Source organism: Bacillus sp. NTK034, assembly GCF_017303275.1.
Classification (GTDB): Bacteria; Bacillota; Bacilli; order Bacillales; family Cytobacillaceae; genus Cytobacillus.
Genome location: NZ_JAFKOJ010000009.1, coordinates 189173 through 205117 on the forward strand (window position 1 = coordinate 189173; position 15945 = coordinate 205117).

Below are 15945 nucleotides of genomic sequence, written 5' to 3' on the forward strand. Positions count from 1 at the left end.
TTTATAGGTAATCAAAGATAAATAAATAAAGGGCTGCAATCGGAACCGAAAGAATTAATGCCCGCAGTTTATGGATATAGTGCAGTCGGATCATAGGAAACATAATGACGACAAATAAAAAAGACCACCAAATATTCCATCCATTATGGTAGCTTATGAAACTAAATCGTGATGCGAGCCATTCAGCAGCCCAAAACAAGACAATCCATTTTGCGTAATAGAAGATTTGATCTTTAAACTGGCTGGGAAACTTAGATAAAAACACAAACCCCATTAAAGGATTGATCAATATATTATGCAATAGATGAACTCCCATTAGATTTAAAAGACCTTTTTCAAGTTCCCATAAGTGAAAATGGCTATGTGAAATAAACTCATAAATGAAAGAAGCCACGGATATATAAAGCATGGTCGGATAATAACTTTCCCAACTTTTCCAGTCTCCTCTAAAATAAGCAAAGATAATGACCAGTATAACAAGGATGCAATGCATACGTTCACCTCATTTTTCTGGTAATTAGTATTGACGACATCTGAAATAAAATACCAATATATGTAAAAATGGATAAATTATCCTAAAAAATCTATTTGTGAGTTAGGTTAAGATGCTGAACAGCAGCTGTTTGATAAAAGTGATGGTCATATTCATGGGGTACTTTACTTTATAAAATATGGTTTTTTTTGTAAGCCTTTATGAAATACTAAACCTACAAAAACATTGTAGGGGGGTTATCTGTGGAATTCGAGAGTAAGAAGGTAAATATTGAACTGTCTTGCACAGAAATTGGAGGCCTTTGGGGAGTTTACTTACAAGAAAGCATGAGTTCCTGTTTTCTTAAGTATTTTTTACACCATCTTCAAGATGAGGAAATCATTCCATTAGCAGAAGAGTCATTGAACATTTCGCAAGGGAGATTAGATAAGATAAAAAAAATCTTCCTTGCTGAAAATTTTCCAGTGCCTGCTGCTTTTTCTGAAGGGGATATCAATCTGTCAGCCCCTCCATTATTTAATGATGTGTTCACCTTAAGCTACATTTATATGATGAATCGATTGGGAATGATTAACTTCAGCTATACTGCATCAAATAATGTTCGTCTTGATGTACTGGATTTTTTTACAGAATGTATACATACCTCAACTGAAATGTTTGGTAAAGCTGTCAAGATGATGCTGTCTAAGGGCATTTATGATCGCCCTCCAAAAATGAACTATCCTAAAGAAATTGAATATGTTCAAAAAGAATCCTTTCTTACAGGAATCATAGGGACTAAGCGTCCCTTGAATGCAATTGAATTATCGGAAATCTTCTTCAACATTGAACGAAATTACTTTTCAGTACTCATCATGCTTGCGTTTGCTCAAGTGGTTAAAGATAAAGAATTAAAGAAGCATATCATGAAAGGAAAAACGATCAGCGAAAAACAGATATCCTTTTTCAATAACTTATTAATGGAGGAAGAGCTTCTTGGAACCGTGACTGTCGGAATGGAAGTAACAGAATCGATTGTATCACCTTTCTCGGATAAACTTATTTTTTCAATGATCAATGTTTTGAATTCCGTAGACATTAGCTTAATTTCACATGCCATGTCAGTGTCCATGAGAACTGATCTAACATCTCAATATAGTAAGATCATTGCAGAAGTCATGCTTTATGCAAAGGATACCTTTGATATAGTGGTAAAGCAAAAATGGCTCGAACAGCCCCCGCTTGTAACAAATAGGAAGATGCTGATACATAATAAGCAGTAGCAAGAAATCAGAAAAATTTTACTCCAGTTATGGGTTTGCCCAGTAATATTCAACTGCAGTCATTCACTGGGACTGCAGTTGAGCTTCAAGGGCTATTCAGAGGAATCAGCAGAGTTTCCTCTTTTCACTAAATACAGTGCGGTAATCCAAGAAGTAATAGGAATCACCATTGTTACCCCAATTCCTGCACAGAAGATCGTAATCATCTCGCCGCTGAAAATCTTAGAATTGATAATTTCACCTGGTGAATAAGATAGGTCTTTAAACCATATAAGCAGTGCTAAATATCCGCCAAAGAAGGCGAAAAATAACGTGTTGGTGCTTGTTCCGAGAATATCCTTACCGATGCTGATGCCAGCCTGGAACAATTCTTTTCTGCTAATGTCCGGGTGATGATAATGAATTTCCCTCATGGGGGAAGAGATGGCCATGGCAGCGTCCGTTATGGCTCCGATAGTACTCATGATGATGACAGACGCAGCCACTTTAACGAAATCAACCCCAATATAAAGCGAAAATATGCTCAACTCTTCTATTTCCTCTTCACCAAATCCCTGAATCATGGCCTTTTCTGCAATGATGACAATGAACACAATGAGAACGACCGTAGTAATGATCGAAGCCAGAAATGCGGTTATCGTCTTAATGTTCACTTCATTTATAAAAAATAGATTGATACAGCCAATGAAGGCACAGGCAATTAATGTAACGATAATTGGATTGATGTTTGGATCGTTCATGAAGAAAAGGACGAAAATAATCACTCCGAAGTTGAGGAAGATCGCAAAAAATGATCTGGCTCCTTTTTTTCCGCCTATAAGGGTCATCAGAATAAATAATATGGCTGCCAGCACTAGTATTGCATTCATTTTCGTGCCCTCTTTCTATTAATGAAATATATGGCAGTATATAGGCCAATCGGAATGGTGATCACGATTCCGATTCCTCCGGCAAGTGCCCGGGCTAATTCAAGAGAAAGGTTCATGGATAGGCTGAATCCGAGCGGTGAGTCATTTTTTATATACAAAATAAGCATCGGAATGGAGCCGCTGATATAGGCGAAAAACAAGATATTCGTCATGGTGCCCATAATGTCTTTGCCCACTTCCATTCCAGAGCGTTTAAGAGCCTGCACTGGAATGCTGTTATTCTTTTCATATAAGCTAAACAGTGAAGATGACATGGTAATGGCTACATCCATAACCGCTCCTAACGAGCCGATAAATAAACCGGCTAAGAAAACCATCTGATAGGGCCTGGTTATAAATTGGAGTTCTTCGTATCTTAGACCCTTCCCGCCAGTTAGCCATATGACCAGATAAGTGATCAATAATGACAAGAATGTTGCTGCAAGAGTTGCGATAATGGCAGCATATGTTTTTTCGTTAAAGCCGTTTACGAGCAGAAGGGAGGTAACGGTAAATAAAATGACTGCCGCACTGCATATCAGCAGCAGGCTTATTTCCGGATTCTTCAGATAAACATCTAATGCATAGGAAAGCAGCACGGCATTAACTGCCAGGCTGATGATGGAAAAGAGACCTTGCTTTTTACCGACAAAGAGAAGTATCAGGATAAAGATTCATCCTGTTAGCAGTATGTAATGATCCCGCTTCAGATCAAGGATATCTCCGCTTAATTCTGCAGCATCCGCTTTATTCTCCTTTATGGACACAAATAATTTTTGGCCGCTTTGAATTTCATAGTCATATGCTTTGGCTTTCGAATACTGATTTGTTAAGAGAATATGCTGTCCTTTTGCTTTTCCATTCGTAATTTCTGCTATGATCCGCTGTTCATATACGCGGTCTACATTATCATAAATATCCGTTACTTCTTCAGAGTGAACAAGTTGGACTTCCTTTACTTCAGCTATTGTCCGTTCATAGAAAGAATCATTGTTCTGGACAAACAGTACGGAGGCAGCTATGCATATTGCCAATATGATATAAAAATAGAACTTTTTAATAGGGATGTTTTTCAAAATAAACCTCCAGCAGTATAAAAATACAAGACCTTTGCAACGGAATAAGGATATCAGTAACTTTTTCGGATAGTCAAGTTTATCGGGATTCAAATCTTTGGAGAAATTTGTGAAAGAAGGATTCTAATTTAGGGAAATCGAATAACCTTAATCAAAGTATAAAATTATTTATTATTAGGAGAGAAAAAAAGTGAATCTAGTCAATCCGATAGCTATTGGAAATACCGCTGAAATCTATCAATTTGATGACAAAATCGTTAAAGTATTTAAAAAGCATTTACCGCCTTCTGAACATTTACATGAAGCAAAAAAACAAGAATATGCCTCCTCATATGGGCTGCCTGTTCCCGAAATTTTCGAAGTAACAGAAATTGAGGGCAGACAGGCAATTATAATGGAGTATGTAAAAGGTAAAACAGCTGGTGAATTGATACTCGGTAATATGGAATCCGCAGAGAATTATTTAAACATTTGTGTGGATATGCAGCAAAAGATCCATGCTTTGCCAGCCGATGAGTCTGTTATTGGTTCTATGACAGATAAGCTGCAATACCAGATTGAATTAGCGGAAACACTAAATAGAACTCAGAAAAATTTTCTATTGAAAAAATTAGGATCAATGATTATTAAACCAAGACTGTGCCATGGAGACTTTCATCCATTTAACTTGATATTGAATGATGGTACTGTAAGCATTATAGATTGGGTTGATTCGAGTTCTGGCGATGTACGTGCTGATGTCATCCGCACATTTCTATTGTTATCAGAAGCTTCGGTGAAGCTAGCAGAAATGTATGTGCATATTTATTGTAGAAATACAGGCTTAACAAGAGACGAAATCTTCCAGTGGGCTCCTATTATTGCTGCTGCAAGGCTATCTGAAAATGTTTCCGGGGAACAATATAAGAGATTGCTGGAGATTGTTACGCAAACAATGTAATCCTGTTTGTGATTGCCTATCGCCTAAAGTAGAACTTATCATGCATTTGCAAAAAAAAATCATCCAAAAGGATGAAAGAGCTGATTCATGTCATTATTTCTTTTGCACGTTCAACATTTCTTTTTGCTGTTTCTCTTTTTTCTGATTTTCAGCATCCTTCTTGAAAGCCTCCATTGCTTTATAGAAAAGCAAAGTCAATTTAATCACCTCCTTAATAGCATGTATCCCCCCTGTATTTTCAAATAAAACTAAGAATAAAAAATTGATAATTTTTGTCAAAATGATTGAAGGAATAATATTGACCAGAGTGGTCAATTTTGTTATTTTTAATATGACCACATTGGTCATTATTGTGAAAGGAGTGCAATATAATAAATACTACTTTTTACAGCTTGAAACCCGAAAAACAGGAACGAATTATCAATGCAGCCATGAATGAATTTGTAAAGAGCGGTTATGAGAAGGCATCAACAAATGAAATTGTAAAGGATGCACAAATAAGCAAAGGCTCATTGTTCAACTATTTCAGCAATAAAAAGGATTTGTACTTTTTTTTGATTAAGAATGCAGTAAACATTATTGAACAAATCTATGTTGAAATAGACATGAATGAAAGGGACATTTTTGAAAGAATCAGTCAGGTGGGGTTCATTAAATTAAACATTCAAAAAAAGTATCCCCTTGTATTTGATTTCTTAAAATCGCTGCTGGAAGAAGATGCGCAGGATGTAAAATCGGATATAAATCAACTGCTGGCAAACATTCAAAAAGATGGCTTCAAAAGAATCTACGAAAATATCGACTGGTCAAAGCTTCGGGAGGAGATAGAACCTGAAAAAGCGATGAATATCCTGAATTGGACCATGACGGGTTTCGCAGAACTGCAAATCGCGAAAATCAAGTCATTTGAGGATATCGGTATCGAGCTTTTTAACGAATGGGACAGCTATAAGGAAATTTTAAAGCGCTGTTTTTATAAAAATGGGGAGGAATGAGCATGAGCCTTTTAAAAGTAACCAGCCTGACAAAGAAATTCGGCAAATTTACGGCATTGGATGGGGTAAATCTTGAGTTGGATAAAGGTGAAGTACTGGGCTTCATCGGACCCAATGGCGCGGGCAAGTCAACCACCATCCGGGTGTTATTGGGAATTTTAAAGGCGACAAATGGAGAAGTAAAGATTTTCAGCAAGGACGCCTGGCAGGATGCTGTCGACATTCATAAAAGGGTGGCATATGTGCCTGGTGATGTGAATTTATGGCCGAACTTAACAGGCGGAGAGGTCATTGATTTATTTATAAAATTGAACGGAACTGCCAATAAGGCAAAACGTGAGGAGTTAATAGAGAAGTTTGATCTGGATCCATCCAAGAAGTGCAGAACCTACTCTAAAGGGAACAGGCAAAAGGTTGCTCTGGTTGCGGCCTTTTCCTCTGATGCTGACCTCTTCATTCTGGATGAGCCGACATCAGGACTTGATCCATTGATGGAAAAGGTTTTTCAGGAATGTGTAATGGATATTAAGAGGCAGGGTAAAAGTGTCCTGCTTTCCAGTCATATATTATCTGAGGTAGAAAAACTTTGCGACCGTATTAGTATTATCCGCCAGGGCAGGATTATTGAGTCTGGGACCTTAAGTGAGCTTCGCCATTTAACCAGGACACAAATGCTCGTTGACACGAGGCAGCCGATTACGGGTCTTAATGAGCTGAAAGGCATCCACGGCATTGAAGAAAGTGAGCATGGAATGAAGTTTCAGGTTGATACGATGCAAATAGATGAAGTTATCAGGCATATTAGCCAATTTGGCATCAGCAGGCTGGAAAGTGCTCCGCCAACATTAGAGGATTTATTTATGCGTCATTATGAAGGAGAAAAGGATACTGGAGGTGTCCTCTGATGGCAGGCAATCACTTGGCAAAAACCGCTTTCCTTTCAAGATTTATATTCCGGCTGGACCGTTTGCGGATTCCAATTTGGGTGGTGGCACTTTCCTTTTTTACGATAATTGTCCCAACAGCCTTCAAGGGATTATACAGTTCTCAGCAGGAAAGAGACGCTATGGCACAAACGATGGCCAACCCGGCAATGACTGCCATGACTGGTCCTGCTGATTTAAACAATTATACAATTGGTGTCATGACAGCTCATCAAATGCTTTTAATGACTGCTGCTGTAACCGGCTTAATGAGCATCCTGCTGGTTGCGCGGCATACCAGGGCTGATGAAGAGGATGGACGCCTGGAATTGCTCCGTTCACTGCCAGTAGGGCGTCTATCCTATTTAAATGCATCACTGCTTGTAGTATCGGCAGCCTGCATCGGATTGGCTCTGATTAATGGATTCGGCCTTTATGCCCTAGGAATTGAAAGCATGGATCTGGAAGGGTCATTGCTTTATGGTGCAGCATTAGGGGCGGCGGGTATTTTTTTCGCAGGTGTAACAGCCGTATTTGCTCAAGCTTCAGATAGTTCACGGGGAACAATTGGTTATTCGATAGCCATTCTTCTAATTTCTTATCTTTTTAGAGCGATCACAGACATCAGCAATGAATCATTATCCTGGCTTTCGCCGCTCGCGTGGGTAACAAAAGCGGAAGTGTATGATTCTAATAATTGGTGGCCAATTGTCTTAATGATTGCTGCAGCCATGGTTCTATTTGCTGTTGCGAATTATTTGAACGCTATTCGGGATCTGGATCGCGGATTTTTGCCATCCAGGCCCGGAAAACAATATGCATCCCGCTTTTTACAGAGTCCAATCGGCCTTGCGTTAAAGTTGCAGCGGACCGGAATCATTTCATGGGCAATAGGCATGTTGGTCCTGGGGGCTTCTTACGGTTCAGTATTAGGGGATCTGGAATCATTTTTCTCCGATAATGAAGCCATGAAGCAGCTCCTTAAGCCAACAGAAGGGGTAACATTGGTGGAACAATTCATTCCCATGCTGATGATTGTTATTTCACTGATGGCAACTATTCCTCCAGTGATGGCCATGAATAAACTTCGAGGTGAAGAGAAGAAGGAACGAATTGTTCATCTTTTAAGCAGAGCTGTTTCTCGGACCAAACTGTTAGGCAGCTATTTCGTAATTTCTGTCATTAATGGATTTCTCATGATCTCGCTGGCAGCACTCGGGCTATGGTCTGCGGGAACTGCAGCAGTTGAAGGAGGTTTATCCTTTGGAATGATCTTTGGGGCAGCACTGTCCTATTATCCAGCCATGCTGGTCATGATTAGCCTGGCTGTCTTTCTGATTGGATTCCTGCCAAAATTCACGGGTTTTATTTGGCTTTATGTTTTATATTCTTTTATTGTGTTGTATTTAGGAGGATTGTTCCAATTCTCTGACTGGATCGGCAGCATTTCTCCTTTTGGCCATATTCCGCAGGCGCCGATAGAGGAATTTACACTTATTCCGCTGCTGTGCTTATGTATGGCTGCCGGGGTGCTGGCGTTAGCCGGGTTTATAGGATTTAATAAGCGGGATATTGAGCAGTAATAAATAATAAAATGGAAATTAAGAAACGCATTCCATATAGGAAACGGGTTCTGTTTAAGAGTACAAAAAATAAATTAGTATATCAATTAAAGGTTCAAATCGCATACGATTTGAATCTTTAATTTTTGTTGATATATCTATGTATTTAGATTTTTTATCAATAAATTAACACCTGAATTAACGAATACATTAGCAGAATTGACAAAAGCCAATGGCAACTTACCAAAACCTTTGTTAATTACAACTCCAAATTTATTGTGAATCGTAAGTTTAATTGTACTGCAACACACTTTATATAGACTGGGATTTTCTAACAAGGTATTGAGCTTAAATGCTATTATTTAAATAAGGTAATTGTAATCTTTTTCAACAACTTTCGTCTATAAATAAAGGGGGTATTAAATTGAAATTTAGATTTATCCCTATTCTATTTATCTTAACAACTCTTCTTACTGCTTGTAACATTGGGGAAAATCCAAAGGACCACTTGGAAGAAATATACACCATTGCATTGGACTCCATTATGCAAAAGGATAAAGAGTTGAATAGTGATATGGAATTTATAGCTTTTGATATGAGTAATTTTGATGGAGTAAATGAGGAACAGAAAAAAGCGATTTTAAACTATTTTAAAGATAAATATAAGGTTGAGGTAATGAATGCCACAATGGATGAACTAGAAGAACAAGGTTATTACAACTCAGACACACAGGCATTGGAAGGTGTGCATCTTAGGATTGAGAAAGTTGATTTTAAACTCAATAACAATGTATTATTCGAAGGCTCTAAATTTAAGTCGGGAAAAGGTGCAATCGGTGTAGAGAGTACAGTTTATTATAAAAATAGAGAATGGAAAATTAAAGAGTCGAAAGAAACTTGGGTAAGCTAATTGAGGTGCGAATTCCTATTCAAACGGTAAACAAAAAATAGGTGAGAATTGGCACCTCTTTTCTGATGGTTATTTTTAATATTTTGTACTTCATATCAAACTCAATTACCATATAGGGATTGCGTTTTTTATTTAGGCTATTTTCGCAAGGTTTGTTGCTTTTTGTATATTTTAAAGAGTTGATTGTAGCGGAAGGTGCGAGATCCTCGAAAATACATTCGCATTTTCTTCGTGCGGTGTTTACTCAAGGAAGATTATTCAAAGTCCTGCGGGAGTAGCGGGACAGGTGAGACCCCGCAGACGCGCAGCATCGAGGAGGCTCACCGCCCGCCCCGCGGAAAGCGAGCAGCCTGGAGCGGAAATCAACGGACAACATTAATAGGCAAAAAACATTATTACATACCTAATATCAGCTTAAAGGAGTTCTGAAGTTACATGTGTTGCAATATCAAAATTTTTGTGATTAAATAGCATTATTCAAATCGTAATAATTACGATTTTCATCAGAAAGGAGTGACATACCTTGGCAAAAAAATCTAAGGTAGCAAAGGAAAACAAACGCCAGGAGCTTGTATTAAAGTATGCAGAATTACGAAAGGAACTAAAAGAAAAAGGGGATTATGAGGCTCTAAGGAAACTGCCAAGAGACTCATCACCGACACGGCTGAAAAACCGCTGCCAGGTGACGGGCAGACCAAGGGGATATCTCCGCAAATTTAAAATGTCCCGAATCGCTTTCCGGGAATATGCTCACAAAGGGCAAGTTCCGGGAGTAAAGAAATCCAGCTGGTAAAATAAAATGTGGAGGGAATGAAAATGAAGGAAAATATTCACCCGGAATATCATAAAGTAGTATTCATGGATATGAACAGCGGCTATAAATTTTTGACAGGATCAACAAAGACTACAAATGAAACAATCGAGTGGGAAGATGGACACACATACCCACTAATTAAAGTTGAAGTAAGCTCAGACACACATCCCTTTTATACTGGTGTTCAGAAGTTCACGGATCGCGGCGGACGTGCTGAACGATTTATGAAGAAATATAACATGAATAATAAGTAAGGTTTCTCCACTTGGCAAGGTGAGGTGAAAGATATGAATTCACATCTTATGGAAATGATCTCAAGAGAGATTGTAAAGTCACTCCCTCCTAACCAAAAGGAGATTTATGAATTTGTCGTTGGCCTGGAAGAAGAGCTGGCTCAAAAGGCTTCGACTTCCGAAGAATTTATGGCTCTTCTTGTGAAGCATTCACCTCATACGCAGGCTGCAGCACATTTTAACCTTTCATTTGGACAGCTGATGATGACCATGCATGAAATTGAAGACATGATTAACAGGCAGCTTGAGAATAAATTGAAACATGTAACATGGGTCGAATTAACAGACAGTGTCCGGGCAAGAAAAAAAAGGAATAAAGTTAAATATTTTTATTTCTCCTTAAACGAAAGTAAATCGTAAAAAAGTTTGTACTTTAAATCGTAATGATTTCGTATTAAAACCTGCATCAGGAGGGTCATATGATCTATGATTGGATCGTTGTAGGAGGCGGCATTCAGGGCAGTACCATTGCAGCCTTCTTATTAAAGAATAATAAGGTATCAACTGATAAGCTGCGCATTATTGATCCACATGAAATGCCATTATTTAAGTGGACTAAAAGTACGGAACGGATTGGCATGAAATTTCTGCGCTCACCCTTTGTACATCACCTTGATGTCGATCCGTTCAGCTTAAGAAGTTATGCAGCAAATCACCAATGGAAGAAAAGTGAGTTCTATGGGGTCTATAAAAGACCATCCCTGGAAATGTTCAATGAGCACAGTCAAACACTGCTCCATGATCTTGGGTTAGGGGCCAGCTGGCATCAGGGATATGTAAACGGTCTCGATAGAGAGGACAATTTTTGGGTTGTAAGCACAGCTGAAGGAGAACGTCTAAAATCCAATAAAGTCGTACTGGCGTTAAGCATAAACGACCAGCTGCATGTACCGGAATGGGCAGATTCTATTAAAAACACCCAAAATCAGCTGTTTCATATTTTTGATGAAGCTGCAGATTTTACTGAATTGAGGACGCCAGTTGCCGTCATTGGAGGAGGGATTACAGCTGCCCATACAGTCATCAAGCTTTCGGCACTCTATCCAGGTCAAGTCACTTTAATAAAAAGGCATCCCTTTAAGGTTTGTGATTTTGACAGTGATCCGGGATGGCTGGGACCCAAATATCAAAAAAACTACCAGCGAATCACGGATTATTCCGAACGAAGAGATGTAATCAAAAAGGCAAGAAACCGGGGATCGCTGCCCTCAGAATTATTTCATAAGCTTAGGAAGCTTGAAAATGATCAAACGATTAAGCTGGCAGACGGAGTGGTTACTTCGGTGAAGGAAGGAGAAAACAAGGAACTGATTCTTTCCGTGGACACGCAGGAAGTCAAGGTGCAGTCAATTGTTTTTGCAACCGGGTTCAGGCCATCCAGACCTGGCGGAAGCTGGCTCGAGAAAGCCATTGAAACGTTTGGCCTTCCATGTGCAAAGTGCGGATATCCGATCATAAGTCAATCCCTTGAATGGTGCCAGCATCTATATGTAACAGGACCACTGGCAGAATTGGAGATTGGGCCGATCGCCCGAAATATTTCAGGAGCGCGCCAGGCGGCAGAGAGAATTGTCAGAAGTGTATAAGAAGTAACTATAGGAGGAGTTTTATAATGAGAGTAACAATCACACTTGCTTGTACAGAAACAGGGGACAGGAATTATATTACCACCAAAAATAAGCGGAACAATCCTGACCGGATCGAATTAAGGAAATATTCTCCACGTTTAAAGAAGCATACATTGCACCGTGAGACGAAGTAAGGGTTAAATGTAATACTTTAATTACTATTTGTAAGCATAATAGCTGCAGAAAGTTTAAAGGTTAGAGTCATGTAGGCACCTTTAGAAAACGAATTGTAGATCTTTATTAATGGTAATATTGATTTTCAAAGCGCTAAAAGTAAAAATTAAGCTAACATATTGAAATAGAATATTAAAAACCCGCCGGCACATACTAAAACTACGATTTGTTAAGTTTTGGAGGAGTGTCCGGTGGGTTTTTTTAAATCAAAATTAAAAAGGTTTAATAGGGACAATAAACAAAGGAAGAATGAAAATAGTGAGCATGAACTGCGGATAGATGAACTCCTTCATCGCTGTAAAGAATCTACAGATTTTGTTTCCTACAGATATTCAGAATCCAGCCCATTTTATATTCATTATTACCAGACAATTGTAGATATTAATATCTTGCATCAATATGTCTTGCCTTATATCAAAGAGAATGAAAGCCAGACTCTTTTTGATCTGCAGCAGGCTATTCCCATTGATAATACTGAAATTATAGATAATGTTCATGAAATAAGGGATAAGCTGCTGACGGGCTGTGTTGTGATAGAAGTAAAAGGTTCACTGCAAGAGGCTCTTGTCATTTCTGCAGTATCGCTTGAGAAAAGGCCCGTCAGTATGCCGGAAGTCGAGTACAGTGTTGTGGGGCCAAAAGAAGCCTTTGTCGAATCGATTGATGCTAACATCAATCTGGTCAGGAAGAGGCTGCCTATTCCTGATCTCATCGTGGAGGAAGTGAAGATTGGAAGCCTGACAAAAACAAGGGTGGCTGTTCTTTATATTAAAGGAGTTACAGATATAGAAAACGTGAATACGATTCTTCAGCGCCTGAATGAGATTCAATTTGATCAAATCGTGGACAGCTCCTTTATTAACCAGATCATATCTGATAACCACAATTCTCCCTTTCCGCATTTAATTGACACGGAAAGGCCTGATAGGGTTGCGAGTGTGCTCTCGGAAGGGAAAATAACGATCATTGTAGATGGCTCACCGCATGCTCTAACCGGCCCAACAACTCTCGTAGAGTTTTTTTCCGCTTTTGAAGATTATTTTCTATCGTGGCATATTGCTTCTATTTTTCGTCTTGTCCGATTGTTTGCGGTATTCTTTTCCGTTTTGTCGACTTCTCTTTATGTCGCCGTTCTAACCTATCATTACGAAATGATTCCGGAGAACCTGCTTAATCCGCTCATCGCTTCAAGGAGCGGCATCCCGTTCCCGCCGATTCTGGAAGCGATTATTCTGGAATTGACCATTGAGCTTTTGCGTGAGGCTGGAGCAAGGCTGCCGACAAAAATCGGACAGACGATTGGTATCGTAGGCGGTATCGTAATTGGGACTGCGGCTGTACAGGCTGGGCTGACCAGTAATGTGCTGCTGATCATCGTGGCGCTTGCGGCCCTGGCGTCTTTTACAACGCCTGTATACCAAATGGGCAACACGATCAGATTAATCCGCTTTCCTTTTTTAATCACTGCCCAATTATGGGGACTTCTCGGAGTTACCTTTTGTTTCTCATACATTTTGAGCCATTTGCTAAAGATGACTTCTCTGGGACGCCCATATCTGGCACCCGTCTATCCATTGCGGCTGGATGATTTAAGGGATTCTCTCTTCCGACTTCCGTTTTTCATGCAAACGAAGCGGCCATTGCAGGTCAGATCACCTGTACGAGCTCGTTTTCAGCCTAAAAAGCACGAGAAATCGAAAACAGACATAGAAGATTAATTGGGGTTAATATGTTCCGATAAAGGAGGATAGCTGATGTTTCCATTGCCTAAAGAGGATAAAAAGGTATCTCCCTATTTTGTATTTTATTTAATACATGCAATGCAAATAGGCGTAGGCATCCTGGGCTTCGAAAGAATTATTGTCCAGTCTGCCGGTTATAGTTCCTGGATCGCAATCTTAACATCCGGCGCCTCCATTATCGGATTGGTGTGGGTTTCCTATCGCATCCTGAATAAGGGGAACAATGACATCGTAGCCATACATGCTGAAATTATGGGAAAATGGATCGGCGGTTTTTTCAGCTTTTTATTTTCTTTATATTTCTTTTCCTTTGCATTGGTTGTACTGAGATCATATGTGGAAGTGCTCCAGGTATGGGTTTTTCCAGAAGTCTCTGAATGGATATTCATACTTATTATCATTTTTTTAGCCTATTCCTATGTTACAGGAGGTTTCCGGGTTGTAACAGGAGTAAGCTATTTAGGGATTCTATACGGATTGCCATTATTATTGGTGAAATTTTATCCTTTACAGTATGCCGATTATGGAAATCTCCTGCCAATCCTGAATGCTTCTCCTGCAGAATTATTTAAAGCTTCAAAAGAGATGACCCTTAATTTTCTCGGGTTCGAGACGCTTTTTATGTTCTATCCTTTTATTAAAGATGGGCCGAAATCTGAAAAGTGGGCCTATTTCGGCGTACTTTTCAGTATATTTATTTACCTGCTGACTGCTTTTGTTACGTTTGTCTACTTCAACCAGGAACAGTTGAAAGGCACCATTTGGGCTACACTCACACTATGGAAAATCGTGGACTTAATCATTGTGGAAAGGTTCGAATACATAGGAATTTCCGTATGGTTCTTTACCATTCTTCCGAATATTTGCATCGGTCTCTGGTGTGCCAGCCGAGGGTTGAACCGTCTGTTTCCCGTCTCTCAAAGAAGTGCCTTGAGGATTTTTTGCCTATTGCTGTTTTTCATCAGCGTTCTATTAACAAATAGACAGCAAATTGATTTGCTGCAGAAAGCAGTCTCCCAAATCGGGTTATATACCATCTACTTTTACTTACCATGCTTACTGGTCTTACAATATATCATCATGAAGGTGAAAAAAGGATGAATGTTAAAAACTATTTATGCTGTTCCTTGATTCCAATCCTCCTGGCAGGCTGTACTCCAAGTCCAAAAGTATTGGAGGATCTCCAATTGGTGCAGACCATTGGGTATGATTATGTCAATGGTGAGGAATTTGAAGGAACAGCAGGGTCTTCCAATATCCCTCCAGGTGAACAGTCACTGCCGGTAAATGAGGTTTTTACCGCAACAGGGAAGACAAGTAAACGGATCAGGCAAAAGATTCAGGCGGAAGCAGCAAGGCCCATAGTCATCGGCAGGGTGGGACTAGTCATTTTCAATCAGGAACTCGCAGAGCATGGGATTGAAAATCAAATAGACAGTTTGCAGAGAAACCCCAGCATCGGCCGGAAATTGCTGCTTGTTGTATCGAAGGAGAAGGCGAAAGACATCATTGATTCTAATTACTCGCAAAGCGATTCTGTATCACAGTATTTAATCGATGTAGTTGAACAGAATCTTGAGCAGACCATTCCAAAGATCAATTTACACCGTTTTCTTGTTCACTATTACAGCAAAGATGCAGACCCTTTTTTACCTTTAATAGAGAAAAAGGGTAAGCATTTAAAAGTCAGCGGAATGGGAATTTTTAAAGACGATAAGCTTGTTGATACAATCAGCTTTGGTGATGCCTATATCTTTAAAATACTTTATGAAAAATTCCGGCGGGGCCAATTTGAAGTTGAACTTAGCAGCGGAGAAGATGTAAGTCTGGAAAACCTGTCATCAAAACCTAAAATAATGGTGGACAAGAGGAATGGAAAATATATAGCCACTTTTAAGGTGAAAGTAAACGGCAGAGCAATGGAAGGAGTTGATTTAGATCTTACAGACAAGAAAACGATTGAGAGAATTGAAAAAGCAGTGGAAAAAGAAATAACTGAGAGAGCGGAGAAAATGGTCAGGAGGTTTCAGGAATTGAACACAGATCCTCTTCGCATCGGTGAAAAGGCCAGGCAGCGCTCCGATTTCAATCGGAAGGAATGGAGAGAGCAGTATAGTGAAATGGAAATTAAGATCGAAGCAGATGTAAATGCTGTTCAGTCCGGGATTATTGAATGATCATGTGAACTATAATTGAAATTGGCATCCGTGCGGGTGTCATTTTTA

General features: G+C 39.4%; 16 protein-coding genes and 1 pseudogene. 14 read left to right on the forward strand and 3 right to left on the reverse strand.

The window, feature by feature from the left end:
• Position 1 precedes the first annotated feature (1 nt).
• A complete protein-coding gene (locus JI665_RS22520) occupies positions 2–493 on the reverse strand; it encodes a CBO0543 family protein (RefSeq protein ID WP_206844378.1) in 492 nt (163 codons plus the stop codon).
• A 242-nt stretch (positions 494–735) separates the two neighbouring features.
• On the opposite strand from JI665_RS22520, the gene JI665_RS22525 reads away from it, so the two are divergent.
• The gene (locus tag JI665_RS22525; protein ID WP_206844380.1) at positions 736–1755 is read left to right on the forward strand and encodes a DUF3231 family protein; all 1020 of its coding nucleotides are present in this window, start codon (positions 736–738) and stop codon (positions 1753–1755) included.
• 92 nt (positions 1756–1847) lie between these two features.
• On the opposite strand, the gene JI665_RS22530 is transcribed toward JI665_RS22525, so the two are convergent.
• Together JI665_RS22530 and JI665_RS22535 are read right to left on the reverse strand one after the other, a co-directional pair.
• Complete coding sequence (locus JI665_RS22530; RefSeq protein ID WP_206844382.1) at positions 1848–2624, reverse strand: YibE/F family protein; 777 nt, start codon at positions 2622–2624, stop codon at positions 1848–1850.
• Positions 2621–3739: pseudogene (locus JI665_RS22535) on the reverse strand (YibE/F family protein). Before JI665_RS22535 ends, JI665_RS22530 begins: the two are co-directional and overlap by 4 nt.
• Before the next feature lie 190 nt (positions 3740–3929).
• Here JI665_RS22535 and JI665_RS22540 point away from each other — a divergent pair.
• The 13 genes from JI665_RS22540 (at position 3930) to JI665_RS22600 (ending at position 15897) form a co-directional block, all read left to right on the forward strand.
• On the forward strand, positions 3930–4679 hold the full coding sequence (locus JI665_RS22540) for a phosphotransferase family protein (RefSeq protein ID WP_206844384.1): 750 nt from the start codon (positions 3930–3932) through the stop codon (positions 4677–4679).
• Positions 4680–5071: 392 nt separating this feature from the next.
• Positions 5072–5674, forward strand: coding sequence for a TetR/AcrR family transcriptional regulator (locus tag JI665_RS22545; RefSeq protein WP_206844386.1), 603 nt, complete (start codon positions 5072–5074; stop codon positions 5672–5674).
• Positions 5675–5676: 2 nt separating this feature from the next.
• A complete protein-coding gene (locus JI665_RS22550; RefSeq protein ID WP_206844388.1) occupies positions 5677–6579 on the forward strand; it encodes an ABC transporter ATP-binding protein in 903 nt (300 codons plus the stop codon).
• On the forward strand, positions 6579–8180 hold the full coding sequence (locus tag JI665_RS22555; protein WP_206844391.1) for an ABC transporter permease: 1602 nt from the start codon (positions 6579–6581) through the stop codon (positions 8178–8180). Before JI665_RS22550 ends, JI665_RS22555 begins: the two co-directional genes overlap by 1 nt.
• Before the next feature lie 403 nt (positions 8181–8583).
• Positions 8584–9069, forward strand: a complete 486-nt coding sequence (locus tag JI665_RS22560) for a peptide ABC transporter substrate-binding protein (RefSeq protein ID WP_206844394.1) — start codon at positions 8584–8586, stop codon at positions 9067–9069.
• A 523-nt stretch (positions 9070–9592) separates the two neighbouring features.
• Positions 9593–9862 (forward strand): 30S ribosomal protein S14, encoded by a 270-nt coding sequence (gene rpsN / locus JI665_RS22565; RefSeq protein WP_206844403.1) that lies wholly within the window; start codon positions 9593–9595, stop codon positions 9860–9862.
• A gap of 23 nt (positions 9863–9885) precedes the next feature.
• Positions 9886–10137, forward strand: a complete 252-nt coding sequence (locus JI665_RS22570; RefSeq protein WP_206844404.1) for a type B 50S ribosomal protein L31 — start codon at positions 9886–9888, stop codon at positions 10135–10137.
• A gap of 33 nt (positions 10138–10170) precedes the next feature.
• Positions 10171–10536 (forward strand): hypothetical protein, encoded by a 366-nt coding sequence (locus JI665_RS22575; protein ID WP_206844406.1) that lies wholly within the window; start codon positions 10171–10173, stop codon positions 10534–10536.
• Between the two features lie 59 nt (positions 10537–10595).
• Entirely contained in the window at positions 10596–11762 is a 1167-nt protein-coding gene (locus JI665_RS22580; RefSeq protein WP_206844409.1) for an FAD-dependent oxidoreductase, read from the forward strand.
• A 26-nt stretch (positions 11763–11788) separates the two neighbouring features.
• Entirely contained in the window at positions 11789–11938 is a 150-nt protein-coding gene (gene rpmG, locus JI665_RS22585; protein WP_206844412.1) for a 50S ribosomal protein L33, read from the forward strand.
• 231 nt (positions 11939–12169) lie between these two features.
• Complete coding sequence (locus JI665_RS22590) at positions 12170–13696, forward strand: spore germination protein (protein WP_206844415.1); 1527 nt, start codon at positions 12170–12172, stop codon at positions 13694–13696.
• Between the two features lie 36 nt (positions 13697–13732).
• Complete coding sequence (locus JI665_RS22595) at positions 13733–14821, forward strand: GerAB/ArcD/ProY family transporter (protein ID WP_206844417.1); 1089 nt, start codon at positions 13733–13735, stop codon at positions 14819–14821.
• Positions 14818–15897, forward strand: a complete 1080-nt coding sequence (locus tag JI665_RS22600; RefSeq protein ID WP_206844419.1) for a Ger(x)C family spore germination protein — start codon at positions 14818–14820, stop codon at positions 15895–15897. Before JI665_RS22595 ends, JI665_RS22600 begins: the two co-directional genes overlap by 4 nt.
• Positions 15898–15945 lie beyond the last annotated feature (48 nt).

What these genes read in the sequence shown, in the direction of transcription:
- JI665_RS22520 (WP_206844378.1), bottom strand. Translation starts at nt 493, where the DNA reads ATGCATTGCATCCTTGTTATACTGGTCATTATCTTTGCTTATTTTAGA.
- JI665_RS22530 (WP_206844382.1), bottom strand. Translation starts at nt 2,624, where the DNA reads ATGAATGCAATACTAGTGCTGGCAGCCATATTATTTATTCTGATGACC.
- JI665_RS22550 (WP_206844388.1), top strand. Translation starts at nt 5,677, where the DNA reads ATGAGCCTTTTAAAAGTAACCAGCCTGACAAAGAAATTCGGCAAATTT.
- JI665_RS22555 (WP_206844391.1), top strand. Translation starts at nt 6,579, where the DNA reads ATGGCAGGCAATCACTTGGCAAAAACCGCTTTCCTTTCAAGATTTATA.
- JI665_RS22570 (WP_206844404.1), top strand. Translation starts at nt 9,886, where the DNA reads ATGAAGGAAAATATTCACCCGGAATATCATAAAGTAGTATTCATGGAT.
- JI665_RS22575 (WP_206844406.1), top strand. Translation starts at nt 10,171, where the DNA reads ATGAATTCACATCTTATGGAAATGATCTCAAGAGAGATTGTAAAGTCA.
- JI665_RS22580 (WP_206844409.1), top strand. Translation starts at nt 10,596, where the DNA reads ATGATCTATGATTGGATCGTTGTAGGAGGCGGCATTCAGGGCAGTACC.
- rpmG (WP_206844412.1), top strand. Translation starts at nt 11,789, where the DNA reads ATGAGAGTAACAATCACACTTGCTTGTACAGAAACAGGGGACAGGAAT.
- JI665_RS22595 (WP_206844417.1), top strand. Translation starts at nt 13,733, where the DNA reads ATGTTTCCATTGCCTAAAGAGGATAAAAAGGTATCTCCCTATTTTGTA.
- JI665_RS22600 (WP_206844419.1), top strand. Translation starts at nt 14,818, where the DNA reads ATGAATGTTAAAAACTATTTATGCTGTTCCTTGATTCCAATCCTCCTG.